This window comes from Opitutales bacterium (assembly GCA_013215165.1).
Taxonomy (GTDB): Bacteria; Verrucomicrobiota; Verrucomicrobiia; order Opitutales; family JABSRG01; genus JABSRG01.
The window spans coordinates 12,213-37,949 of sequence record JABSRG010000021.1 but is presented as its reverse complement, the minus strand read 5'-3'; the positions used below and the strand labels follow the sequence as shown (position 1 = coordinate 37,949).

General features: G+C 51.6%; 20 protein-coding genes and 1 tRNA gene. 14 read left to right on the top strand and 7 right to left on the bottom strand.

Translation table 11 applies throughout. From position 1 onward, the window contains the following. Positions 1-19: 19 nt before the first annotated feature. A complete protein-coding gene (gene dnaG / locus HRU10_06255) occupies positions 20-1,885 on the bottom strand; it encodes a DNA primase (GenBank protein NRA26837.1) in 1,866 nt (621 codons plus the stop codon). An 11-nt stretch (positions 1,886-1,896) separates the two neighbouring features. Beyond that, positions 1,897-3,501 (bottom strand): tetratricopeptide repeat protein, encoded by a 1,605-nt coding sequence (locus HRU10_06250; protein NRA26836.1) that lies wholly within the window; start codon positions 3,499-3,501, stop codon positions 1,897-1,899. Positions 3,502-3,534: 33 nt separating this feature from the next. Here HRU10_06250 and HRU10_06245 point away from each other — a divergent pair, with 33 nt between their 5' ends. From HRU10_06245 to HRU10_06195, 11 genes are all read left to right on the top strand, one after another. Further along, positions 3,535-4,596 carry a DUF362 domain-containing protein gene (locus HRU10_06245; GenBank protein NRA26835.1) on the top strand — a complete coding sequence of 354 codons (1,062 nt, stop codon included), beginning with the start codon at positions 3,535-3,537 and terminating at the stop codon, positions 4,594-4,596. A 44-nt stretch (positions 4,597-4,640) separates the two neighbouring features. Then, positions 4,641-5,519: a septum formation inhibitor Maf gene (locus HRU10_06240; GenBank protein NRA26834.1), complete on the top strand. Its 879-nt coding sequence runs from the start codon at positions 4,641-4,643 to the stop codon at positions 5,517-5,519. Between the two features lie 194 nt (positions 5,520-5,713). After that, the gene (locus tag HRU10_06235) at positions 5,714-6,169 is read left to right on the top strand and encodes a hypothetical protein (GenBank protein ID NRA26833.1); all 456 of its coding nucleotides are present in this window, start codon (positions 5,714-5,716) and stop codon (positions 6,167-6,169) included. A gap of 34 nt (positions 6,170-6,203) precedes the next feature. Then, positions 6,204-7,166 carry an AAA family ATPase gene (locus tag HRU10_06230; protein NRA26832.1) on the top strand — a complete coding sequence of 321 codons (963 nt, stop codon included), beginning with the start codon at positions 6,204-6,206 and terminating at the stop codon, positions 7,164-7,166. Between the two features lie 26 nt (positions 7,167-7,192). After that, positions 7,193-8,152, top strand: a complete 960-nt coding sequence (locus HRU10_06225) for a hypothetical protein (protein ID NRA26831.1) — start codon at positions 7,193-7,195, stop codon at positions 8,150-8,152. 5 nt (positions 8,153-8,157) lie between these two features. Beyond that, positions 8,158-9,420, top strand: coding sequence for a hypothetical protein (locus tag HRU10_06220; protein ID NRA26830.1), 1,263 nt, complete (start codon positions 8,158-8,160; stop codon positions 9,418-9,420). 217 nt (positions 9,421-9,637) lie between these two features. Next, positions 9,638-11,875 (top strand): NADP-dependent isocitrate dehydrogenase, encoded by a 2,238-nt coding sequence (locus HRU10_06215; protein ID NRA26829.1) that lies wholly within the window; start codon positions 9,638-9,640, stop codon positions 11,873-11,875. A 52-nt stretch (positions 11,876-11,927) separates the two neighbouring features. After that, a tRNA-Ala gene (locus HRU10_06210) sits at positions 11,928-12,003 on the top strand. Positions 12,004-12,070: 67 nt separating this feature from the next. Next, the gene (locus HRU10_06205) at positions 12,071-12,607 is read left to right on the top strand and encodes a dCTP deaminase (GenBank protein NRA26828.1); all 537 of its coding nucleotides are present in this window, start codon (positions 12,071-12,073) and stop codon (positions 12,605-12,607) included. A 235-nt stretch (positions 12,608-12,842) separates the two neighbouring features. Next, a complete protein-coding gene (locus HRU10_06200) occupies positions 12,843-15,368 on the top strand; it encodes an O-antigen ligase family protein (protein NRA26827.1) in 2,526 nt (841 codons plus the stop codon). After that, positions 15,368-16,270: an NAD-dependent epimerase/dehydratase family protein gene (locus HRU10_06195; GenBank protein NRA26826.1), complete on the top strand. Its 903-nt coding sequence runs from the start codon at positions 15,368-15,370 to the stop codon at positions 16,268-16,270. The genes HRU10_06200 and HRU10_06195 overlap by 1 nt, the downstream gene beginning before the upstream one ends. Positions 16,271-16,277: 7 nt before the next feature. Here the strand turns inward: HRU10_06195 and HRU10_06190 are convergent, their stop codons facing one another. Then, positions 16,278-17,777 (bottom strand): ATP-dependent Clp protease proteolytic subunit, encoded by a 1,500-nt coding sequence (locus tag HRU10_06190; GenBank protein NRA26825.1) that lies wholly within the window; start codon positions 17,775-17,777, stop codon positions 16,278-16,280. A gap of 138 nt (positions 17,778-17,915) precedes the next feature. Between HRU10_06190 and HRU10_06185 the strand changes: the two genes are divergently transcribed. Beyond that, complete coding sequence (locus HRU10_06185) at positions 17,916-18,635, top strand: glycosyltransferase (protein ID NRA26824.1); 720 nt, start codon at positions 17,916-17,918, stop codon at positions 18,633-18,635. A 180-nt stretch (positions 18,636-18,815) separates the two neighbouring features. On the opposite strand, the gene HRU10_06180 is transcribed toward HRU10_06185, so the two are convergent. Genes HRU10_06180 through HRU10_06165 form a run of 4 tightly spaced genes read right to left on the bottom strand, consistent with a single transcriptional unit; the run spans position 18,816 to position 22,595 of the window. Further along, positions 18,816-19,454 carry a hypothetical protein gene (locus HRU10_06180; GenBank protein ID NRA26823.1) on the bottom strand — a complete coding sequence of 213 codons (639 nt, stop codon included), beginning with the start codon at positions 19,452-19,454 and terminating at the stop codon, positions 18,816-18,818. Between the two features lie 9 nt (positions 19,455-19,463). Further along, the gene (gene floA / locus HRU10_06175) at positions 19,464-20,513 is read right to left on the bottom strand and encodes a flotillin-like protein FloA (GenBank protein ID NRA26822.1); all 1,050 of its coding nucleotides are present in this window, start codon (positions 20,511-20,513) and stop codon (positions 19,464-19,466) included. Positions 20,514-20,517: 4 nt separating this feature from the next. Beyond that, positions 20,518-21,003, bottom strand: a complete 486-nt coding sequence (locus HRU10_06170) for a hypothetical protein (GenBank protein ID NRA26821.1) — start codon at positions 21,001-21,003, stop codon at positions 20,518-20,520. After that, on the bottom strand, positions 21,000-22,595 hold the full coding sequence (locus HRU10_06165; GenBank protein NRA26820.1) for an ATP-dependent Clp protease proteolytic subunit: 1,596 nt from the start codon (positions 22,593-22,595) through the stop codon (positions 21,000-21,002). Before HRU10_06165 ends, HRU10_06170 begins: the two co-directional genes overlap by 4 nt. Before the next feature lie 176 nt (positions 22,596-22,771). Between HRU10_06165 and yajC the strand changes: the two genes are divergently transcribed. Beyond that, positions 22,772-23,089 (top strand): preprotein translocase subunit YajC, encoded by a 318-nt coding sequence (yajC, locus tag HRU10_06160; GenBank protein NRA26819.1) that lies wholly within the window; start codon positions 22,772-22,774, stop codon positions 23,087-23,089. A 27-nt stretch (positions 23,090-23,116) separates the two neighbouring features. After that, positions 23,117-25,690: a protein translocase subunit SecD gene (gene secD / locus HRU10_06155; protein NRA26818.1), complete on the top strand. Its 2,574-nt coding sequence runs from the start codon at positions 23,117-23,119 to the stop codon at positions 25,688-25,690. Positions 25,691-25,737 lie beyond the last annotated feature (47 nt).

The window sequence follows — 25,737 nt, the reverse complement described above, 5'->3', positions numbered from 1 at the left end:
GAGGACGGTGAGGGCTAGGTTAGGAGGGAAAAGGAAGAGATGCGCGCATCTTGCGGTAGTCAATACGTTCACGCATCAGGTGAATGGTTTCTTCGGAATCTGAACTGAGTTGAGCGATTTGGTGGCTGAGTCTGTCTAAGTTGATTTGTATCCAATTGGTGAACGCGTTGTTTATCGCTTGCTTTACCGATTTTTCCGGTTCCTCGAGGTTGAGGTCGATGGATTGTAAATCGAAAAACAGTTGGCGTTCCTTAGAAGTTTCAAAGGAGTCGATGAGTGGATCTCCTGGTTCGATAGCTCCGTGTTGAACGTCGACTAAGATCTTTCGCAGCATGCGTGCCGGAACCGAGTCAGCGTGAATCCAGTTAATGTCGAAATTTGCTGCGATAAAGTCCAGGAAATCTCCATTATGCAAAATGAACCATAGTAGCTGACTCTCAACCCGTGTCAACGTAGAATCCTGTGCCTGAGCGGTCTCGGGAGTAGGGGCGGCGTCGGGGGAATCTGTATTCGTCTGAGGCTGGTGTGTTCTGTTCGACTTTCGTCCTGTTTGCCGTTTACGAAATTGGGCGAAATCGGTGCGCAGTGCATCGGGTGGAAGCTGCCACACACGTGCCGTCTCTTCGATGTATTCTTCCAGAAGAATAGCTGATTCTACACTGTTTAGGATGCCGAACAGGGATCTCAGTTGGCCCTGGCGTTCTGAAGGAGAGGGGGGATCTCCCGAATCCAGGGCGGCTTTGGTAAATGCGACGGTGCCCATTGAGTTTTCGAAGCATTTCTTGAGTGCATCGGTGCCTCCAGCTTGAGCAATGGAATCTGGATCTTGTCCGTCAGCAAGCGCCACAAAGCGCGGTTCTAAGCCTGCTTTCAATGCCATAGGGAGTGCCCTGAGTGCGGCGTCTTTGCCAGCGCGATCACCATCAAGCACAAATACCAGGCGGTCCACGATGCGGCGGAGTTGGTGTAATTGTTGGTCAGTAATGGCAGTCCCCTGGGGCGCTACAACTGACTTGATGCCTTGTTCGACGCACCGGATGGCGTCGAGCTGGCCTTCCACCATGTAAAGTGTCCTGTTTTCCTTAGTCGCTTTGCGGGCGACGTCGAGGTTGAAGAGGATATTACTCTTTACAAACAGGGGTGTTTCAGGGCTATTGACGTATTTTGCATCGCGTGCCACGTCGTCCTCTCGAGTGAGATCAGTTACCCGCGCGGTGAAGGCGACGATGCGGCTGTTGTTGTCGCGGATCGGAATCATAAGCCGACCGGCGAAACGGCATCGGGCTTTCTGGGCACCTACATGTTCCTCGCGCAAATAGAACAGTCCAGACTGCTGCAAAGCCTGAGGGGAGTAGCCTTTCTGTTTTAGCTTTTCGTGAAGAGCAAAGCTATCTGTAGGGGCCCAACCTATTTTGTAATCCTCGCCAGTTTCTGCACTAAATTTTCGCTGCTCAGTCCAATAATCGCGTGCATACTCTCCTTCTTCATTTGAGGCTTGGAAGGCATCGCGAAACCACTGTGCGGCCACTTCGTGGAGGTCGAATAACTCCTGACGCAGACTGCGTTCTTCGCGACTGGGGCCACCTGCCTCGTACTCGATTGAGATATTGAAGCGCTTTGCCAGTGTTTCGACCGCTTCTTCGAAAGATATATTCTCGACTTCTTCGACGAAGCTGAAGTGATCTCCCGCTTTTCCGCTACTAAAGCATTTGTAGAAGCCCTTATCCGGATGAACGTAAAACGAGGGTGTCCGTTCAGAATTGAATGGGCTTAGTCCCTTCCAAGATGCCCCGGCGCGCTTGAGTTCAACGTGGGGAGATACAACATCGTAAAGGTCGACGCGGGCACGGATATCCTCAATAGTCTTGCGGGCAATGCGGGGCATCTGATGGGCGGCTAGCGGCTGATGAGGCGCGCACGCACGGACTCTGCCTCAGGCGAATCGGGTGCTAGATCGAGAAACTGCTCATAGTAAAAGCGGGCAACGCGTTCGTTGCGCTCGATCCGTTCAAACGCACGCGCAAGCAAAAGTGTTATTTGCGCATTTTCGGGAAAGCGTTGTTTTGCGCTCTCTATGACGCGCATGAGTTTTTTTGGGTCCCCCATGCCTTGGATCATGCGTATATAGCGTATGCGTAGTTCTGCATCGTCGGGTGCATGGCGCATTGCTTCGAGCATGGCTATCTCTCCCTGTCGAGGACTCCCTTGTTGAAGAAATACTTGAGAGATGCGTTCCCAGATTATGGGGTCGTTGGGTGAGCGGGCATCGGCATCATAGTAGGCGTTCACCGCGCCTTCGTAGTCGTCCTGTTCGAGTAGTGTGTCTCCTCGTGAAATAAGTTCAGAACGCGTCTTTAAACTGTCACTTGTCACGTCCTCACTTGAAACGTCGGGTTTTGTTAGTATTGCGGTTGAATCAGGCTCGCTTGGGTCAATATCGGGTATGGCTAAATCCGCTGTCTCAGGCTCTTGAACTTCTGTTGTTGTTGACGCAAGTGTATCGTCTGACGCCGATACTTGAATGCCATCGCCATCAGCTGGAGGCGTAACAGTTGGTGCTGACTCGATTACTTCGGCAAATTCAGGCTCCGTCGGTTCGGGCTGGGTGATCTCCTGCTCCGCCTCCGTCTCGGAGGTTTCCGAGGCGGTTGATGCAGAAATAAGCGCTTCCCGCGCTTCTTCTGCTAGAGCCTCTTGTTTAGCCTGTTCTTCAGCTAAACGGGCTAAGTTGCGCTCGCGCTCGGCGAGTTGCTCGCGCAGCGCACCGACAGGGCTCGCATCAAAAGCTCCAGGGGCGATCTTATCCACCATGGCCATTCTGATTTTGACGTTCTCCCACTCCTGGTCACGAGCCGCTAAGTCAATCAATGCGAGTTGTGCGGGTAACGAGTAGGAAAGATCTTCATCTGATTCAAGGCGCTGGTAGTAACGCTTAGCCTGGACGTTAAGGCCCGATTGACGGTAAATCCGAGCGGTTTCCAAGATGTATTCGCGCGTGAACAACGGTGGCGCGCTTTTCTCCAGAAGAAGCAGCCACTCCAGTGCAGGTGTGTCGCGACCTGTAACAAGCCACGCGTCAGCGAGCCCCCGCATAGCATGAGCATCGTCCCTAAAAATGTTGAGGTATTTACGGTAGGCCGCGATCGCGGAAGTAAAATCACCTGCTGCGGCAAAACTCTTGGCTGCGTCCTTTGCTAAATGGATACGTGCGGGATCTTTTGTATAGGTTTCCCTCAATATAATAGCAGCGCCCAGATAGTCTCCAAGTCTCTGGTAGCTCTTTCCCAGTAGTTCATGGATATCGACATTGTCTGGATTTGACGTGGCAAGGGGTTCCAAAATGGTGACCGCTTGGCCAAAGGCACTCGCATCATAGGCGATTTGTGCTTGATTGAGTGCTGACTCAGTGCGTTGGGCTTCATTGCTACAGCCACTGAACCAGATCGATCCAAGAACGCAGGGAACATAGAGGAGAATTATCCGTTTAATGCTTGAAGCCATGAAGTACAGATTGAAAAGCTGAAGATGTCGGGGATGCAAGGATTCAGAGATAAGTCCAGACGGCGGTTTGTCGGGTTGTTTTTAATGTTATTATGTGTCATCGCGCTCGATGCCCAGGATACTTTTGTGCAGAGGGACTTGCTTGAGCGCTATATTTGGGAAACAGATATAAGCGAGTTTTCTGCCACTGCCTATGATGCCTCTGTCGAGGCGATTGTTCAAAGTTTTGAAAGAGAACGTGGAGAACCGATCACCCCAGGAGAGACGGGTATCGTTGCTCTTAAAGTTCAGACGGCCCAGGGAGGTGGCTTGGCAACGCCGCTAAATCTTGTCAGCGCTGTGGCCGACGCTTTGGTGAAGCGTGGGTTTGTACGCGAGGATATCCGTATCGTTGACCTCAATACCTCGCAACTGCGGGAGGCCCAATTCTTGCCGTCGCTGAGTCAACTGGAGACGGCCTTCGAGGGTATGTCTGTTCAACCGTTAGACTCTGAGGCTTATTACGATCCGGTCTGGTTTTATGATAATCCATTGCCTCCGCCACGTCCGCGGAGTTTTGGGAGTGTCACGTTCGAAGATGAGCGTGGTGAGCGGAATATCACTGAGGAAGAGCGAAGGAGTTATCTGCCCACAAATTTGTTCTTGGATGTCGATTTTTGGATCAATCTCCCCGTGGTTTCAGACCACCGTATCTTGTTGTTACATGGGGCGTTAACTAATGCATCCGTCTACGCGGTTTCGAATACACGGCGCTTTCTAAATAGCAGTACCACCGGTCCTGTGGCTGTGGCGGAGATCGCATCGATTCCAGAATTGCGCGAGAAGTGGCTCTTTACCCTCCTATCTTTAGAGCGTTATCAATACATTGGGGGGCCTCAATTTAACTCCCTCTACACGCGCTCCGAACCCTTGCTCTGGCTGTCCACAAATGCTGTCGCTCTAGACGCTTTGATGCTCGAACGGCTCAATGATGCGCGGCAGCAACAGGGTTTTGATATCCTTCGCTCTTCTCATCCACTACTTGAATACGCTCAGGCGGTGGGGTTGGGATTCTACGATATTGAGCAGCTCGAGTGGAAATTCGTCTCAAACTAATGCCGCGGTTTGGAATGTATCGCCGGACGGTTTATCTAAGTAACATGACTCAATCTATATTGCTCCTTTCGCTCTTTATTGTGTCCGTATTCTGCAGTCATCACCGCCTAACCGCTGCCACCGAACAGGAACTGCGCGATACATGGTTTGATGGAGCTGAGATTACTACCTACTCTCTGAAGCAGGTCCGCTATGGAGACGAGCATCCGGGCGTCGCGACTCTAATCTTCGTTACGGAACCGTTTGATACCACCAAGCAGGTCAAGAGTGATCGTCGTGACAGTAATGATATGGATGTCTTGAAGCTCAATGCCTTGCGCGAGTTTAATACGGGCATTTACGCCTATCGCACGATGACCTCGGTATTCTCTCCCCTGTTTGAAGAGGATGGACGCGCATTGAAGTTGACGACCTCGGTTCAGGATTGGTGTGGGCAAGTATACGCGCAAATCAATCGTGAGGACGGTGCCCTCCGTTATGAGTTACGCTCTTATTTTGAGGGTGAAGGGGATCAAGATCTTGAATGGACAGGTGACATTTGGATGGAGAACGGCTTCTGGACACTGTTGCGTCGCGATCCTCAGGCTTTGCCTGTTGGAGAGTTTTTGGCTATTCCAGATAGCTTGAGTTTGCGCTTTTCTCATCGGGAGACCCGCCCCTATGCCGCTGTCGGTGAGATGAAGTCTGGGCGCATCTGGAGTAGCTATCGTGTCGAATATCCCGAGCTCGGTCGATTCCTCGAAATTGAGTTTGCAACGGCATTCCCCCACGGGATTCGTGGCTGGACGGAGCGAGACACCGCGACCAGTCAGGTAACTGAGGCCGAACTGATGAAGCGAATTTCCAACAGTTATTATTGGTCTCAAAATTCCCCCAAAGACCGCAATTTGCGTGAAAAACTCAATTTATCCGGCATCCCCTAACTCGTTCATAGAGTATACTACGTAGTTGCGGGGAATTAGTTGGATAAAAATTTGTGAAGGGCAATCCTGTAGCTAATGATCTCGGTTCGTTGGGTCGTAGAATGGCATCGGAGTTGCACGAAGTTACCCCCATTCCAATAACAAGCAATGCGAAGACCGTGTTCGCGGTCGAAATAAATTGAACCGACCTCTCCATGAAGCATATCAGCCTGTCAGACGCTCGAGCCTTCTTCAGAGGTAAGCTGAATGAGCCCATCAGTGCTGCAGAGCAGGACTCTGCGGCACGCGCGATATTCATTACATACCACGAGAAAAAACGGGCTTATTCGTTGGTCATCGTAGGAGAGGGTTATGCCTGTTCTTCCATTTATGATCTTCTAGATGAAGTGAGCCTGTCTAAAGGTAATGTCGTCGCTTACACCGTATTACCGGGTCGTGTCGAAAGTTCTGGAGTCGTCGGGGTTTCTGAAACGAAGGTAGTTGATCTGAGTGAAGAGCGTGAGCGCGAGCTTAACCTTCGCGAGAAGCGTCTTGAAAAACGGGAAGCTGCACTCGTTCGCCGCGAGACAGACCTCGCGCGGACTGAGGAAGAGCTCAAGCGGATCGCTGAGCAGCACATGGAAGATTCCGCACGGCAAGAAATATTGTAGGTCAGTTCGGAGCCCAAACATACTATTTAAGATCATGCCTCATAAATTTGCCTTTATAAATTACAAAGGTGGAGTCGGTAAAACTTCGCTGGCGGTCAATGTAGCATCTCACCTGGCACTTGCTGGTAAACGCACGCTTCTGGTAGATCTCGACACACAGTCCAACTCCTCTGTTTGGCTTATGGGATTGGCCACCTGGCGAGAAGTGCAGGATGAGGAAATACCCTCGATTTGTACCTACCTCACGGACGCCTCAGTCAGTTTGGAGGAGGCTCGTTTCCGCAATGTCTTTCGTACTCGAGAAGACGCTTATGCAGGCATCCCCTTGGACATTATTCCTTGTAATTTTCAGTTGATTGAAATCGAGGACCGCTCTTACCGGCCCAAGTCAGATAACCCGGTATTCTTCGATTTCTTCAAGAGCCAGGAGTCCTTTATCGATGAGTATGACTATGTAATCTATGATTGCCCTCCCAATCTTCTGGAAGCTGCGCGCTGTGGGATTTTTTCGGCTGATTCAATCATCGTTCCAGCAAATCCTGATGCATTGAGCCAAATTGGGCTGGTGCTCCTTGTCGAGAAGCTGGATGAGTTTCGTGCCCTGAGTGATCTGTATCTTTACGACACTTGTAAGAATCACGCCGAAATTCGCTCGATCATCTTCAACGCAATTAAGACAGGTTCGGATTTTGCCATGCCGCGTATCCGTATGCAAATGCAGCTCAATCAATTGCGGTATTCCGATAGCGTCCATCTAGATTCTGAGATTATGGACCACACCGTCCGAGACGCTATTGTGGTCAAGCGTGCTGTGACTGCCGGTCTCCCGGTGGCGATGCTGGATAGAATGACCACACAGGGGAACGTTGTCGAAGATTTCGCTAATGTAGCCCGAGCTCTGGCTCAAATTGCGGAGATGCCTTTGAATCCTGAAGAAGAATATAGCAGACTTCCCGAGTTGCGTGAGTGTGCTAATCAAGTGACGAGTAGCTCGTAAGTTGCCCTCAGTAGAAAGTCCATTTCATGTCATCTTCCACCGAATCGTACTCTCAGATCTGGGAAGAAGTCCGTCAGCAAGTATTGATAAGTGCCGCTGCTCATTTCTCGCTGAAAGATCTCGCTCAAAGCATCGGCTACAAGCCGATTTTTTCATACCGTGAAAAGCGCGATTTTTTGGCGTCTGAGCTTGCAGTGCTTAGTTATGCGGAACTCCTGAAGCATCCAGATTTCGGACCAGGTGAAGAGAAACGGATAAGGCTCATTCGTCTGTTCCGAGAGACTGCCGCGTTTGATCACTCCCTCAACAGCCTATCCTCGAAGACTTCTCGTCAAGACCATGAAACTAGGATAATCCTTAAGCAGCTGCATGCACGGCAGATACCGGACGACTTTCCACCTAGCCTATTGAGACTTTCTGATGTGCTACACATCATTATGGAGGTGGAGGAAATCGAGACCCTTCAAGATTTCTTTAAGATGACCTCACGTATTACCAATAAACTTGGGAAGCGGCATGAACTCGGCGATGTTCGGCGCGCGTTTTTATCGGGATCGGTAGAGCGGATCAGCACTTTCTTGCCAATTAATGGTCACGGTAGTGGAGTTTCTCTAGTGACGTGTATGCATGCACGTTTGGAGGCTTTAGATCCAATTCAATTGGCTGCTGTCGCGCTTTTTTGGGGATATTCGGCAGAATCGATACCAAAAGAGGCTCACAAGATTTCCAAACCTAAAGTCAAAATCCTGATCACCCAGCTTAAGGATATTTATAAAAAACACGCAGCATATTTTACGGATGAAGATGCTACCCTAAAGGCCGCTTCTTCTGATCCTGCCGTTTTTGCGCGGGCTATCCACCAAGTTACTGATAGCATTCTCGGCTTTGTATTCTATTGGCTTGTGAGTCACCACCATCTTCCTGAGGCCGATGCAGCTGAGATTCAGGCAGCCTCTGAATCGGAGCAGAAGAAACGATCTATTTAGGCTCGATGAATGATCCAAAGCCAGGGGTGTTTGCGGTCGCTGCAGACTCTGTTGATGTTCGTGCTGCAAGTCGTTTAGGCTATCGTGCACCCGAGTATAAGAGCCCGTGGCCTCGCATCTTGCTGTGGGTCTTGATCGTTTGCATCACCGGGCTCTTCGGCATTCAGGTATATTTTGATAATCGTTCGGTCGATCCGTATCGGGAGTCCGATATGGACTCGACGCTCAGAGCTCAGTCGCAATGTGAGGCGCTCTTCAGAGCGTTTCAGCGTAGTGTTTTAGCCTCGCGAGTCGACGTATCAGAAGCCAAGCAGATGCAACGACAAGCAGAGTTGTATCAGCAGCAAGGCTTGTGGCCAGATGCTTCGCAGGCTTTTGATCAAGCGAGTATGAAGGTCGCAGGACTCCTGGGTGCATCGCTCCAATCTGAATTCGACCAACTTCTTCCGCAGGATGTGCAAGCTATTCTCAAACGCTACGCTCCAGCGCAGTTTGAGCATCTCCAGCGAATGAAAGCTGCAGCCGAGTCTGACCGTTTGAATGCCTTCTTTATTACCTATCTCAATGCTGCTACTGAGGTAAATCGCTTGGCGCGTTCGATCCGATTTCAATGGCAAGCACAGCTGACAGAGTTGGCCGCTGAGGCTATGCAACATGGTCGTGTTAAGGCAGCGGCGACTTTTTACACCGATCTTATGGTGCTCGAACCCTCAAATAAAGATGGGGCAAATTTTTTCCGCCATACGTATTATCGTCCCGGAGACTTTTATGTAAGTGGCTCTGGAATCACCTTTATCTGTGTGCCAGGGTTTGCGGTAGATCTCCCTAATCGCTTTGTCTCCACGTCAGAAGTGGATCCTGCGATCCTGGCTTTGGCACTGGATGAGTCTGCGGATAACATTGCGGAAAAGGGATTATCACATGACCAGATGCAACGCGCGCTTGACCGTCTATCCGCTTTCGACGGTAAGATCTACTCGGTTTTGAGTGCTGACGAATTTGAAGCTCTCACAGAGCCGATTCTGTCAGATGATCAAAGTATCGCCTTCAATATCCACGGCATATACCACAGAGATGTCACTCGGCCCGAATGGGTCATCGAGATGGACGTTGAGGTATTAGCAGCCTACGACTTGGCGCGCGATGGCGACGAATCGAGGATACCGGAGGTAGTCTATCCAACCCCTACGAGTGAAGCCACGGGAGATCTTCGGATCAGTTTTGTGCCGGATCGGTCGTTGGCACTGGTGTCAAGTGGGTCCCCGTAGAGCCTAATCAGAGTCGGCGCGCTTTGCCATGGAGTCTCTGGCGGAAATCCGAGACTTTTACCCCAAACGATATGGCGGTTCGGTGCCAGGCCTCCCTGCCGATGCAATGAGATTGTCGACAGCATTTTGATTTACGGCATTGTCTTTTGACGTTTCGTTCAAAAGTCCTTAGCCAAAAGGATTCTTTTTATCACTCGTATCAAAAAACTATCGAAATATGTCAGCGAACCCGACGATCATTTACACTCAGACAGACGAGGCACCTGCTCTGGCGACCTACTCATTCCTGCCCATCATTCAGGCCTTTTTAAAGTCCTCTGGAATTAACGTAGAGACGCGTGATATCTCTTTGTCGGGACGTATCATTGCCACTTTTCCTGAGTTTCTTTCTGAGGACCAACGTATCCCTGACGAGCTAGCAGCACTCGGAGAGTTAGCTAAGACACCTGAGGCTAATATCATCAAACTCCCCAATATCAGTGCTTCTGTTCCTCAGTTGAAGGCAGCGATTGCCGAGCTCCAAGCTAAAGGTTACGCCTTACCTGATTACCCAGAAGAGCCGCGGGACGACAACGAGAAGTCGATTCAGGCCCGCTACGACAAAGTCAAGGGAAGCGCCGTCAATCCGGTTCTTCGTGAAGGCAATTCCGACCGTCGTGCCCCCAAGGCCGTAAAAGAGTATGCACGCGCTAACCCACACTCCATGGGCAGCTGGAGCCCAGATAGCAAAACCACCGTGGCCACGATGGGTGCCGACGATTTCTTTTCAAACGAACAATCGGTTACTATTTCTGAAGCGACCGAAGTCACGATCGAGTTTGTTTCAGAGGACGGAAGCGTGACGGAGCTTAAAGGCCCCCTCCCTCTTCAAGCAGGTGAAATACTAGATGGTACTATGATGAGTAAGGCTGCGCTCATCACATTCCTCGAGGAGCAGGTAAAGCGTGCCAAGGATGAAGACATCCTCTTCTCTCTGCACATGAAAGCGACGATGATGAAGGTGTCTGACCCAATCATCTTTGGTCATTGTGTGCGTGTTTTCTTCAAAGACCTCATCGAGAAGCACAGTGGGGTCATCAAGGATCTCGGTGTCGATTTTAACAATGGATTCGGCGACTTGATTTCCAAAATGCAAACAGTGGGTGAGGACTTACAGAAGGACGTTTTAGCCGATCTCGATATTGTCTATGGTCAGCAGCCAGATATGGCGATGGTCGATTCTGATCGTGGCATTACCAACCTGCATGTCCCAAGCGATGTCATTATCGACGCATCCATGCCTGCCATGATTCGTGCGGGTGGCAAAATGTGGGACGCTGCCGGTAAGACTCAGGACTGTCTCGCTGTCATTCCAGATAGCAGCTATGCACCCGTCTACCAGGCAACAATCGATTTTTGCCGCGAGAACGGGGCGTTCGACCCGACGACTATGGGAACCGTGCCGAATGTTGGGCTCATGGCTCAAAAGGCCGAAGAATACGGTTCGCACGATAAGACTTTCGAAGCACCCGGCAAAGGCAAGATACGCATCGTTGATGCTAGCGGCACTACATTGATTGAGCACAGTGTCGAGGAGGGCGACATTTGGCGGGCCTGCCAAGTGAAGGATGCCCCGGTTCAGGATTGGGTGAAATTGGCGGTCAGCCGGGCACGCGCGACCGGGGCTCCCGCAGTATTTTGGCTCAATAAAGAGCGCGCACACGACGCCGAACTGATCAAGAAAGTCGAAGTCTACCTCAAAGATCACGACACTGCGGGTCTTGAGCTGCACATTATGGCTCCTTTTGACGCCACGATGTTTTCCTTGGAACGCATGAAGCGGGGGGAGGATACCATCTCTGTGACGGGTAACGTCCTCCGAGATTATCTCACCGATCTATTTCCAATTCTTGAGTTGGGAACCAGTGCGAAGATGCTTTCCATCGTGCCACTTATGAACGGAGGAGGACTCTTTGAAACAGGTGCTGGAGGTTCCGCTCCGAAACACGTTCAACAGTTTGAAAAAGAGAACCACCTACGCTGGGATTCTTTGGGAGAATTTCTCGCCCTTGCAGTCTCTCTAGAACATCTCGGCGAAAAGTACGACAGCCCAAAGGCTAAGATTCTGGGTAAGACGCTCGATATCGCGACGACGCAATATCTGCTTAAAAACAAAGCCCCGTCACGTAAGGTCAAAGAGCTGGACAATCGGGGAAGTCACTTCTGGGTCGCGCTCTACTGGGCCGAGGCTCTGGCAACACAGGAAGAAGATACCGATCTGGAGGCCGAATTTAGTGCAGTCTCTCGCCACTTAGAAGCCTCTGAGGGGACAATCGTTGAGGAACTGACGCAGGTCCAAGGGCAACCGGCCGACGCGGGCGGATACTACAAACCTGACGACCAGCTCGCCTCGAAGGCAATGCGCCCCAGCCCCGTATTGAACCATATCATCGATTACGGGAAGGCGCCGGTCTGATAAAATATTTGACCCTCCTGGGATTCACTTTTTTGTGTTACGATTCGTTTTCGGGGCTGTAGCTCAATTGGTAGAGCGCTTGCATGGCATGCAAGAGGTCGTCGGTTCGATTCCGATCAGCTCCACCATCTCTGTAGTGCAGAGATGGTGTGATCGGGTCTTGAGTCTGAATCTTGGTACGGTAGCTCTGAGACCATGATTTTAAGTGACTCTGCCATTCTTGAGGAAATCGAGAAGAAGCGAATTGTAATCGAGCCGTTTGACCGCGCCTGTCTGGGTTCTAATAGCTACGACGTCCATCTCGGGCAAAACCTTGCGGTTTATGTAGACGCAGTTCTCGATGCCAAGAGGCATAATGAGGTGGAGCATTTTGAGATGAGTGACCAGGGATATGTGCTCCATCCAGGCCGTACGTATCTGGGAGTGACTCGCGAGTATACCGAGACCCATGCCCATGTGCCTTTTCTCGAGGGGAAATCGAGTGTCGGGCGTTTGGGCATAGATATTCATGCCACGGCTGGAAAGGGAGATATTGGGTTTTGTAACCACTGGACACTGGAGATTTCTGTCCATCAGCCGGTCCGCGTTTACCCCGGTATGCCCATCGCACAGCTGATCTATTTCGATGCCCGTGGTGAGGTGCTCACACCTTACAACAAAAAAGGCTCAGCCAAATATAATGAGCTGTCGCCGCGTCCAATGGAGTCGATGATGTGGAAAAATGCATTCTAGGGTGATCCCTGTTGCAATGAATCTATGCATCGGGGTTTTCTCAGAAAACTAGAGCCTAAAATGCCGTCGTTGATTGGCTGAGGTCATGGCAGACGAATCTGAATATCCCAGGCGCTCTAATCGCGACCGGAGTCGAAGGCGAACTTCTCAATCTTCGCGTAGGCGGCGATCACGAGAAGGAAGTTCCAAACATCGAGGCGTTAGAACAGGTAAACAAGATCGCAAACGTAGTCGTGTGCCTTCGACAGGATCGCGAGGAACGTATTTCCCAGAGAAGTCACAGCATAGTGAGCGTGATTCGGAAGGCATTAAAGAGCACAATGATGTAATCCACTGGATGCTTGGCGCTGCTGGAGTCGATCTCAACCAAGTGGATCACCATGATCGCCGCCGAACTCTGAGTGAGATCTCATCTGAAATAAGGCCTTATGTCTGGGCTGCCCTGTTTTGTGTCCTGCTCATTTTTTTTGGCGGAGGGGGCACCGTGCTGTCTCAGGGAATTTTTCTTTGTGGCGTTGGGCTGAGCATGATGCTGACGCCGCCACTCCGGCGCTCAACAGGTGTGGTATGGTGGGGCAGTTGGATTTTTCTTGGTCTCGCTTGGCTCGCCTTGCTACCCATGGGGTTCAGCTCGGAAGAAATTTTAGGGGGTGGAGCGGGGAGCTATCCTGAACTCAGTCGTTATCCATTGGGTGTTCAGAATATCGGACAGTTTGCTGTCGCTGCCATCCTCTGTACGGCTGGAGTGGGTTGGTTGCATACGATCCTCGCGTGGAGGACGCATGCGACATCCAACCAGGCGATTCTGTGGATTTTAGGGTTTGGGATCAGCTTACTCGCATTTCTATTTTTCGCCGATCTCACGTGGCTGGATTCCGAACCTGGGAAAACGACGAGTTTTTTTCCAAGTCGTAATCAGACCGCAATTGTTTTCGCAGTGGGGACTGTTTTGGGCTTGGGGCTATTTGTAATCACCCTGACGGAAGGTCGACTCATCCCCACGATGCTAGCTATGGGGATCACGGGGTTTGCTGGGATGGCGCTGTTCCGCATCGAGTCTCGAGGCGGTGTAGTGTTTGCGTTGCTTGGAATGCTGGTGTTTCTCGGGACCTCCTGGATTTGGGGCCGAAGTGGAAACCGTGGGCTGAAATACGGCCTGCCATCTCTATTGGTTTTTGGACTCATCCTGATGCTCGGCGACTCGAGTCTGCGCGATCGCTTGTTTCCACCGGTCGTTGTAGGTATGCCAGAGTCCGAGTTCCGCACGCGTATCTGGGTGGATACCTGGGCTATGATCAGCGAACATCCTTTGGGCCTGGGCTCGGGGCAATTCGAGGCCTGGATCCCCCAATTCTTAGAACAGGCGGCGGTCGGCAAAGCAGTTACTTTTCCTGAAAATGATTGGCTCTGGTTTCTTTCTGAGCAGGGTTGGGTTGCTTTTGCTCTGGTGGTTTTGGCATTGGTCGGGTGGATGCTGACAGCATTGCGCACGGCGCGACGGCACAAGGCTCAAAGTCGATTTTTGACGATCGGTTTGGCTGCGGTGGTGTTGGGGCACAGCCTGGTCGATGGGGGATGGCATCGGGTTGGTATATTTCTTCTAGGATCCCTATTGATGGCTTTGTGTCTGCGCGACTCTCGGATTTCTGGATGGCTGCTTATTGGGCAACGTCCATTACCTTGGGTAGCCATACGAGCTGTGCAGGTGGGTGGTTTAGTCGCAATATTGATAGGAGGCACTTGGATTCTGGGAAGTGCGACACGCTGGCCGGTGCATCCAGATCTTGTTGAATCGAGGGCGATAGAACAGATCAAGCTAGCAGTAGAGACGCGCGATCCCGACAAGGTTGAAGATGCTGCCGCATGGTGGGGTGCCTGGAGCCCACTGAGCTGGAAAGCCTACTTTTCCCATGCGGCAGGTTATTTACGAGCCGGAGGGAGAGATGAAGCACGCGCTGCGCGCATATTTCGCATAGCTCAATTACTTGAGCCCAACCTTGCGGTGATCCCCTTTGAGGAGGGTCGAGTCTGGTTTGAACGTAGAAAAGTGTCGCGCGGTCTCGCTGCTTGGCGGATGGCAATAGATCGTCCCGCTGAGAATCAAGACGAGTTGTTCAACCAGATGATCCAAATCGGATTTGAGCAGGATGAAAGCCGTGAAGCTCTTATTTCCTTGTCCGAATTTTCACCGCCCTTGCGCCTCAAGGTATATGAGCGCGTCGAGGACGCTCGGCTTTCCGAGCTTATGTTAGATGATGTACGGCCCGGTGGATTTGGTCCCGATTTCATTGGTCAAATACCGCGCGTTCATCTCTATCGGGTAGCTGGCGAGCTCGGCCAAAGTAGTATGGAGGCAATGATGCCGCAGCTCTTTAATGGAGAGGTCGATGCTTGGGATATACAATTTTTCGCCATGCTTCACAAAGAGAACCATGCCTCTATGCATGATTGGGTGTTGCAGTTTGTCCCGCAAACCATGCTGCCTGTCGAAAATACTGAGATATCTCTGACTGCTCTAGAGCGTCAGTTTGCGAACAATGCTAGCGATCCAGTGCGGGCATTGGGATTGGCCAATCAGTATTATGCCAAAGGTCGGCTATATGATGCTATTGAGGTCCTCGAAACCACGACTGAAATCCCAGGTCATACGCAAATCCAAGCCTGGGAGTGGCTTGGGAGATTACGCGGGGAATTAGGAGACTTTAAAGGTGCAACCGATGCATGGAGACGCTACTTCTTTGCGGCTTCTGAAATAAGATAATGAGCAAACACATCAGTCCAAAGCTGGTAGTGGCAGGTGCTGGTTACGTGGGTACTGCATTGGTCCTGCGTGCAAGAGATCTCGGGATGGAGGTCACTGCGGTGACACGCAACCTAGAGCGCATTGCAAATTTTGAACGACAAGGCATCGCGGCGGTTGCTTGTACACTTTCGGATATCGGAGACTTTCGCGATAGCTTACCCGATCGAGTAGATTATGTGGTAAATCTTGTTAGCTCGGCGAGCCGTAGTCCAGAGGGCTACCGGGAATCTTATATCGAGGGGCAGCAAGCTCTCATGGATTGGGCCATTTCTTCCGGGGCGCGGCGTTACGTTTACACCAGTAGCACCAGCGTTTACGGAGAACACGGTGGCGACTGGGTCGATGAGGATACCCCGTTGGCTCCTGCGTCTCAATTTGGTGAGATCCTGGTGGAGGCGGAGCGGTGTGTGGAGGGCTCGGTTCTAGATAGTACCGTATTACGCCTCGGTGGTATTTATGGACCCGAACGGCATTTACTGTGGAACCAAGTTGTCCACGCAGAGGGGCAGACGCTGCCTGGGTACGGGGATATTTATCTTAATTTGATCCATCGCGAAGACATTGTTGGAGCGATACTGGCGGTGCTAAGCAGAGAGCGCTTACCGCGCGCTCGCTACAACGCCGTGGATGGCAGGCCATCGACGCGCCAGGAGATCGTAGATTGGATCGCCGTCGAGTTGGGGCGCGGTCCGTTGAGATATGATCCAGCGTCTGCTCATAAAGATGCTCGTGGGAGTCGCTTCAGTGGCGGACGACGTCCGAATCGGAAAATTCGTTCAAGTTATTTGAGCCAGGAGGTGGGCTGGACTCCTGCGATAGAAGACTTCCGTGCTGGGTACCGACAATTAGGGCTCTGTTGAGGACTCTTTAGAGACTTGGCCAGCGGTAGAAGCCATTGCGGTTATAAAGGAAGTAGAAGTCAAAAGGTCCGGGTGTGGGAATATAGGCGTTTTGAGGGACTTGGGACTTTACTTGAGCAGCTGCAGTGTCCGCGTCTGTGCCGGCGAATATGATAAAGGGCTGGGGGGCTTCACTGCCCGGGCGCCTGCGAATGCCCTCTTCACGCAATTCCTCAATGATGTTGTCCACCCACTTGAGTTCTTGAGCGACGTCTGCGAACTCCTGCCAGTCACCATCCGAATTATTTTCATACATTTGGGTATAAAAATCTTCCAGGCTGACTCCCATTTTATCGGCCACGGGCTGATGCAGGCGCTCTGCCCATTGATTGAAAATCTCCATCTGCTCGTTTTGCTGAGTCAGGTTTCCGACCGAGAAAGAGAAGGGTTGGTGGTGCAGAATGACCGCGTTGGGAAATGCATAAGAATGCTCAGCCATCGTAAGGATGACGGCAGCCATACTGGCGGCGAAGCTTTTTACAACGACATGGACTGGGGCGTCACTTGCCTCCATGGCCTTAAGGATGCGATAGCCTTCCATGACTGACCCTCCCGGACAGGTGTCGATTACGATGAAGAGCGGGGCTTCGCTATCTTGATTATTAAAAAAATGAATCCGCTCAGTAACGAAATCGGCCGTACCACGAATGATTGGGCCGTTGAGCGCAATGCGACGATCGCTTACGGTAAGTGTCGAACCGTCGAAAGGCGTCGCCTCGTAGGATTCCTCAATATCTAGGGAATCACGGAGTTTTGCCGCTTGTTCGCGGATTTCGAGTTGGCGCTTGAGTTGAGTGAGTTCCAAGTTTGAAGCATCGTTAGCTGCGAGCAATTCTTTGCGGCGTAAATCGAGACGTAATGCCTCGGACTGAATCTCGAGCTGGTCACTTTTTAGTTCTGCCTCTTGCCGGTTGTTTGCTACGTTGATCATCTCGACTTCGGCCATCAATTTCTTGTGCTGAATAGCCATGGCGGCGAGCTCTGCTTTCGCTTTTTCCTCACCGAGGTGATGTTTTGCTGCGAGAACCTCGGCTTCTGCACGTATTTCAGCGATAGCTAATTGGCTTTCGTTTTTGAGTGCATCGATTTCCAGTTCGAGACGTTTGTTTTTCGCTTCGAGCTCTGCCAGTTCCATCTTCGTTTTGGAAGCGTTCAGCGATAATTCGGCTTCGATGGCTTGCCGCTCTTTTTGCATCTCGGCGAGTTCGGCCTGTGCCTCTGCTCTCTGGTGATCTGCTTCGATCTTTAGGCGCTGAGTTTCGACGATTTTGTCGGCAAATTCCTCCTTGAGTTGCAATTCTCTCAGTCTGCTCTCTGTGCTCAGTTGTTCGATTTCATCGCGCAGTGCCTCAAGGGGGTCGACATTTATCGATGCGGTGTCTGTAGTGTCGGTTTGTTCCGTGGTGTCTTCGGCATAGGGAAGGGTTATGGGGAAAGCTAGAGCTACAACGAGTGGAAAGTGCTTCATAATGTGAGAGGTCGGCTAAGAGTGCCTTGTGTGTCAATCTATCCGGAAACAACGGTATGCCGTTAAAGTTCCGTAGGTTGAATTAGGGTTTTGCGGGTTGTCGTTACTTAGTCTTTAGTTTTGAAGAGGTGTTTCTAAATGGAACGGAATATAATCTGTATGAAATGGGGGACCAAATATGGTCCAGATTACGTGGAACGTCTACATCGTGCGGTTTGCAAGCATCTAACTGGCCCATTTCGCTTTATTTGCTTTACAGACGATGCAGTAGGCCTGCCGGACGGTGTGGAGAATTTTCCCATACCCCCATTGAGCCTTGATCCCAATGCCCCTGAGCGTGGGTGGAAGAAATTGACCGTGTTGAGTGATCCATTGGAAGACATTACCGGACAGGTGTTGTTTCTCGATTTGGACATCGTGATTACCGGTGACTTGAGCGTCTTCTTTGAGTACCCAGGTGATTTTTGTATTATTCAGGATTGGTTGCTGAAGAGTCAGGGTATTGGTAATAGCTCGGTATTCCGATTTAACGCCGGGGCTCATGCGGATGTGCTGCGTTACTTCAGAGAAAATCAAGAACGTGTGAAAGCCGAGGTTCGGAACGAGCAGGCTTTCCTAACACGTCAGGTCCGTGAAAATTTTGATGTAACTTTTTGGCCACCAGAGTGGTGTGTGAGCTTTAAGCGAAGCTGTATTCCTCCGTTTCCTTTCTTATACTTTAGATCGCCCACTTTACCCAAAGGAGCACGTGTTGTAGTTTTTCATGGCCACCCCAACCCACCTGAGGCAATTCAGGGCAAAGGACGCGGTTTTCGCCGATTTAAACCTGCTCCCTGGATCAAAGAACATTGGGCTTGATATAATACTTAAATTCCTAACTGTTTAGACGCATGGTTTTGTATTAGATTTTTGATACTTTCATCCTGTGAACTTGGGGGGAACCAAGGTTCAAAATCAGATGGAAACTAAAAAGGGGACGCGCTGGGGGGCGCGTCCCCTTTCATTTTACCGTCAGGGAAAATGTGAGCCGGAGATCAGCTAAGACTGATTCTGTTTCCTGAGCGAAACCGGCGGGCTCAGAACTTCGTTTAGGATGATAGCTTCGCGTAGCCGCGCAGGGTTCCGCGTCGCTTGACGTATCGAACGCAAGCTGAGTTCTGAAGTGGGAACCGTTGCATAAGCTGAACTGCGAGTCGGACTGCGACCCGACGGAGTCTTGCTTAGAATCGACTGGGCTTTGCGTCGCGCAGATTCGATTTCTCGTTGCGTGCGCTCTGCGGCCTCACGGGCTTCTGCGAGACGTTTCAGCTGATCTTCTCCGTCCGACATCGGCACGGCACTGGCGGCCTGAGGCGTAGTTGGCCGCGACGGGTCTTGATTCCCCTCGCTCCGGGTCGGATCGTAATTCCTCTGTGGGCGCTGCGTTGCCAGCTGAGGCGGCTCAGCGTTCTCGGAACTTTGCCTTTGTGGGGCACGTTGTTGCTCCTGATTACGCTGAATCCGGCGTCGGATCTCCTCCTGGATCCTCCGCTGCTCTTCACTCGCAGGCTGCTGGGGCCGCTCCTCGTCTTCGTCGCGCGATTTGCCGAACTGCTCAAGCAGCCGCGGGCCGACCGTGAACGCCAAGAAAATAACGAGCGGGACGAGGAACTCGATGATCTGATCGAAGAAACCCATTAGCTCAGTCTAGGCCTTCGGAGTAATCGAGTCGGTGCTATCGTCTTCATCATCCTTAGAAATGCTCGTGCGCATCTCTGTGTCGGCTTTGATGTTGTTTAAACGATAGTAGTCCATGACGCCCAAATTACCATTACGGAAGGCCTCAGCAATCGCCTGTGGAACCTGAGCTTCAGCTTCGACAAGTTTGGCACGCATCTCTTCGACTTTCGCCTTCATCTCCTGTTCGAGAGCTACCGCGGCCGCACGACGGATTTCTGCCTGCGCCTGTGCCATGTTTTTGTTCGCGACGGCTTGAGACTCTTGCAGCTGGGCCCCGACGTTCTGGCCTACGTCTACATCTGCGATGTCAATGGAAAGAATTTCAAAAGCAGTGCCCACGTCGAGACCGCGAGAAAGCACCGTGCGTGAAATGGTATCGGGGCTCTCTAGAACGTGTTTGTATGTCTCGGCGGAACCGATTGTTGTGACAATACCCTCACCCACACGGGCAATGATTGTTTCTTCCAGTGCTGAGCCGACGTATTGGTCTAGGTTGGAGCGGACTGTGACACGCGCGCGCACTTTCACCTGGATGCCGTCTTTGGAAACACCGTCGATCGTGGTGCGTCCTCCCATGCCACCGGGGCAGTCGATGACCTTCGGGTTAATCGACGTGCGCACGGCCTCAAGGACGCTTTTATCGGTGCCGCGCGTGGCGAGGTCGATCGCACAGGCTGCAGGGAAATCAAGGTTGATGTTGGCTTTTTCAGCGGCGATCAGTGCCTGGACGGTGGGGATGACATTACCCTCAGCTAGGTAGTGAGCTTCCAGCTCGTCGGTGGTCAGCTCGATCCCTGCCTTGAACGCAGTGATCCGCGCATCGACGATGAGCGAGTGCGGCACGCCACGGAGGCGCATGGCGACCAGGGTGTGGAGCCCGACAGGCGCTCCGGCCAGTAAGGCCTTGATGAATGTTCCCAGGAATGACCAGAGGATAAATACGAGGACGAGGACTGCAATGACACCAACGACACCGATGATGAGGGTGGCATTAGCGAGGATTGGGGACGGGATCATAGGGTCAGGATGTGGTTGAATTCTGTTTATGAATACGGACGTTAAAAAATGCTCCACGTATGGATGTGATGATTACCGGTGTATCTAAATCCGCATAACCATCTTCTGAATGGGCTGGATATTGATTACCGTCAACGGCGATGAGACCATTCGGCACAAGTTTGGTGACGGTCGACCCCACGCGTCCGATCAGATCGGAGCTGAGATTATTTCCGACGGCCTTACCCGAGACTTTGGCATCGAGGCGAAATCCCTTCCCCAACTTGGTGCGTGAAAGGAGCTGGAGCGTTGCGATAAACACGAGAATTCCTCCTAGAATAGATGCCGTTCCGGTCAGTATGGCTCCGGGTGCTCCCATTTCTTGGTAGGCAATAACCGTTGCTCCGAGAAGGAAGACGATAGCGAAAATGCCTAAGATGCCGCCGGGCATAAAGACTTCGGCAGCGATGAGCACAAAGGCTACAACGATGAGGACTACGATTAACGTCATGACACAGAGGAGGATTCAACGGCTTCGACGACTAATGAATAAGCCGCATACTCTGAGACACGCACGCGAACACCTTTCTCTATACTCCCGAGGCGAGTCTGAGCTTGGAAACGTTTCCCTTCGATTTCAATAGTGCCGGAGGGCATCATGGCTGTGATGCTGATGCCTTCAGAGCCGAGGGGAGGGCGTTCGGCTACCTTTCCGATGATCGCACCGACTTCTTTTGCAGTCATAGGATTTGCGACTTTTTTGCCGCCGCTATCGCCGACTTTTTCAGTCAGCACCATGCCTTGCCAGATCGAAGTTTTGGGAAGCAAGCGCAGCAAAATAAGGAAGCCGACAATCGCAATCAGCATGCCCAAGCCCACATTTTGAAGGGGTTCTGTGAAGACTGCCGGGCTGTACGAAAAATCTTCTGTGGGCCACACGTCGACCATGCTCCATATCAAAGAACCCAGCATCATGCCTACGCCCATGACACCAAAAACAACGGTTCCAGGAATCAGAAAAAGCTCTACCAGGATGAGCAGGGCACCCAGGATGAAAAAGATCAGGGGTTCATAACCAGCAAACCCGGCGACGTATTGGCTGAAGAAGACGAATACCAATCCAGAGACACCCAAAATACCAAACACGCCGAAGCCAGGCGTTTTGAATTCGATGAATATCAAAAGCAGAGCAATGCCTATGATGGCAGGAGTGATGGTATTGAAAAGCTGGGCTAACTCTTCCGACCAAGAGATTTCAAAACGTTGGTCCTCGAATCCGCGGTCGCCGAACCGCGCCTCTAGAAGGGCATCAATGTCATCATAAATGCCCTCAGCAAGCAGATGGGCGGGTGGGTCCCCGTAGAATTTGACTGCTTCTGATGCCGTGAGGCTGAGGAGCTCATCAGCTTCTTTGATGACTTCGTCGCCGATTTTTAGCTCGAAGCTACTGTCCATCATCGCGCGTATAACATCGCCACGATAACGATATTCCTCGGAAAGGATGCGCACCTTTGCCTTAAGGACGCTATCGATCTTTTGTTTCATCGTCTCAGCGATGTCCTCCCCTGAACCAGAAACCACAGCTGCGGCACCAATCAAAGCGTCGGGAGCCATGTAAATCTCTTGCGTTGAAGCGGAAATGTAGGCCCCGGCCGAGATGGCTTCATTGTCGATAAATGTGATGGTGGTGCCTTCGAAATTTGAGAGGAGCTCCATGATCTCTAAGGTGTTGCCGAGGGCTCCGCCGGGCGTGTGCATTTTGAGGACGATTGCGTCGATGTCGTTCTCGATAGCATCTTTGACTGCGCGTCGGACGATATATTCGGTTGGCGTGGCAATAGCGCCTTCGATGGGAACGATGTATACTTTAGCCGGACCTGAGTCTTCTAAGGTAATCTCTTCGTTTATGGATTCAATAACAGCTTCGCTGTTGGAATCGTCGGGAGATATTGGCATTTCAGGCTCAGGGACCGTTTCTAACTCTGCAGACGGTTCAATTTCTGATGGTTCGCTATCTTCGATTTCCTGCTCCTGCGCACTCAGAAAGAGAGCTAACAAAAAAGTGAATACAAACCCTAGGGGCTTAAGTGGCGCGTTTCTCACAAGGTGAACAATGCTGAGGAGGTTCATTGATATCAAGAAATCGGTAACGGTTTTTTTGTGAACCTTTGAGCGTTTTAAAGGTTCCATCTCGTCTACGATTCGGATTCCGGCCTTTGAGCTTGCCTTAAAACCGGCTCAGCGCTTCGGTCTTCGGTTTTCTCTAAATCCACACCTTTATGATAGAAGCCTTTATTTTTCTCGCTCAGCAGACCGCACCGGCTGGCCAGCCTCAGGGCCCATCCTTTATATCCTTCATGCCGTTCATCCTGATGTTTGTGGGTATGTATTTCTTTATTATCGCTCCCCAGCGCAAGAAGCAGAAGGAGCATCAAAAGATGATCGAGGGCCTCAAGGTCGGGGACAATGTTATGACGAACAGCGGCATTTACGGTGCTATCACGAGCGTGAAGGAAGACCGATTCACCATCCAGATCGCCGACAACACCAAGGTCGACGTGAACAGACAGTTCGTCTCTTCAAAGGCGGATAAGTAATTCGAAAACTCTTAAACCCCACCTCACATGTCGGGCCGCACGCTCTGGAAATTCGCCCTAACCGCCGTTGTGGTCGGTTGGTCGCTGCTCTCAATTTTTCCAACTCAGGACACGCCGTTCCCAGAATATGTGCGTAGTGCTGTAACGGTCGACCCGTCCGGTTTTGAGACGGTCGTCGAAAAGGCGCAGGCTGCCGTAGACGCGGATACATACCCTTCTTTGTTCGTTGCATTGAGTGCGGTGGCGACGGAAGACGATGTCGATCTGTCTCGATTTTTCCCTGAAATAAACCTTGCGGACATTCCTAAACTAGAAACGCGCAACGATGTCTTAGTCGGGGAGCTTTTGAAGTCCTCCAAGGGCAAGATTCGTCAGGGCCTCGACCTAGTCGGTGGGGTATCGGTAACCTTTCGTATCGATCCGGATGCGCTGGGTGAGGACGAATTTTTAAAGCAAGAGCAGCTCAGTAAGGCGGTGGAAATCATGCGTAACCGCCTCGACGGGAGCGGTGTCGCCGAGCCGCTGATTCGTCCACGGGGCAGTGATCAGATCGAAATACAGCTCCCCGGTCTGAATACGCGGAGTAACCCAGATTTGTTATCGAACATCAGCAAACCTGCGAAACTCGAGCTGCGTCTCGTGAGCCGTGAGCAAATGCAAGGGCTGATTGATCCCTACACGACTCCGCGCAGCCAGTGGCCTGCTGGCTACGAGGTGCTGACCAGAGATATCAATCTTCCAGATGGGCGTGTGAGCGAATCTGCCTTTTTTGTAAAACGGATCTCAGAGGTCGCAGGAAGTGCGATTTCCGAAGCGTTCGCGGCGCAGGGGCTCAGCGGTGGCTGGGAAGTTCAGCTGCGGTTCAGTGGTGAAGGCGAAGGTCGCGTCTTTGAGGTGACCTCTCGCATCGTCAACGAAGATCGCCGGACAGGGGTGCAGCAGCCCCTCGCAATCGTTTTGGACGGCGATCTCTACAGTGCCCCGGTAATCAACGAACCTCTGAGCACAAGTGCTGTAATCACAGGCGACTTCAGCCAGCGGGAAGCGATTGAGCTGGCCAATGTCCTCAACAACCCACTCGAGGTTAAATTGATCCAGGACGAGGTCTACGAGGTGGGTCCCACCTTGGCTAAAGAAGCTCAGGATAGCAGCAAGCAAGCGATGCTTTGGGGTGCGGGGCTAGTCATTATTTTTATGGTGCTCTACTACTGGGCCGGCGGCGTGGTGGCAGTCTTTTCCGGCATAGTAAATATCCTGATTGTTCTCGGAGTCTTAGCGAGTTTCCAGGCCACGCTCACGCTTCCTGGTGTTGCGGCTCTCGTGCTTACCTTGGGGATGGGTGTCGATGCTAACATCCTTATTTTTGAGCGGATCCGGGAAGAGCTGAAGCAAGGCAAAGCGCTGCGCAATGCGGTGCATGGCGGTTTTGAGAAGGCATTTTCCACAATTGTGGATGCAAATATCACGACCCTCATCACGGCTGCTATATTGATCGCGCTGGGCACGGGTCCGGTGAAGGGCTTTGGTGTTACTTTGGCAATTGGTATCGTAGCGTCCGTGTTTGCAGCATTGATCGCCTCGCGTGGTCTGCTCGAATTCCTGGTGGAAAAAGCAGTAGCGAAGCGGGTGCTGGGTCTCCCAGGCTTACCGATTCGCAAGGTGCCCTTTATGAATTTCCGTCGTCCGGCATTTATTGCCTCATGGATCTTGGTTGTCGTCGGAGTAGCCGTAACCTTCATGCGTGCCGACGAGATTTTTGGTATCGACTTTCTGGGTGGCGACGAGGTGGTGCTATCTTACGTCGAACGCCCGACGGATGAGGCCATCCTGAGTCTGGCTCAGACAGAGGCCCTGGGAGAGATTATCATAACCGAGCAGACTGATATTGGTACGGGCACAAGCATGCTCAAAATTCAGACAGATCGGGATATCGGTCCCGTGGCGGTGGAGAAAATGCAGGCAGCGTTTCCGGATGCATACCTTGAGATGCAAGGAATCACGACCATCGGTGCGGCAGTGTCTGAGGAGATCCAACGAAACGGATTTCTCTCTGTAGCAGCGGCTCTTTTAGGAATCCTTACCTATGTTGCCCTACGTTTCGAATTTGGATATGGATTGGGGGCAATCGTCGCGACGATTCATGACGTCCTTATGACCATCGGATTGTTTGTGATCTTCGGTGGTCAGTTTACGGCTCCGATGCTTGCCGCTATTCTCATGATCGTGGGCTATTCGATTAACGATACCATTGTTGTCTTTGACCGAATACGTGAAGAGCTTGGACTCGATCCGGATGCCTCGCTCAAAGACATCGTGCACCTTTCGATCAATCGAGTGCTGTCCCGAACTATTTGGACCAGTTTGTCGACCTTGCTCGCGGCGGGAACGCTACTCATCTTCGGCGCAGGCGTGATCCAGGATTTCGCTTTGGTATTTGTTTTAGGTATTCTTACAGGAACCTTCTCCTCCATCTTCATCGCGACTCCGGTGTTTTTCTGGTATCACAAAGGTGATCGTCGCCATGTCGAGGATGGAGAGGAACCCCTGCAGCGTTACGATTGGGAAGTCTCCACGCGTGAGGCGCGCCCTGGCAAAGACTGAGGCTGAATCGTATAGCGGCTTTCTGAGTTTATTGCATTTTCGACAAT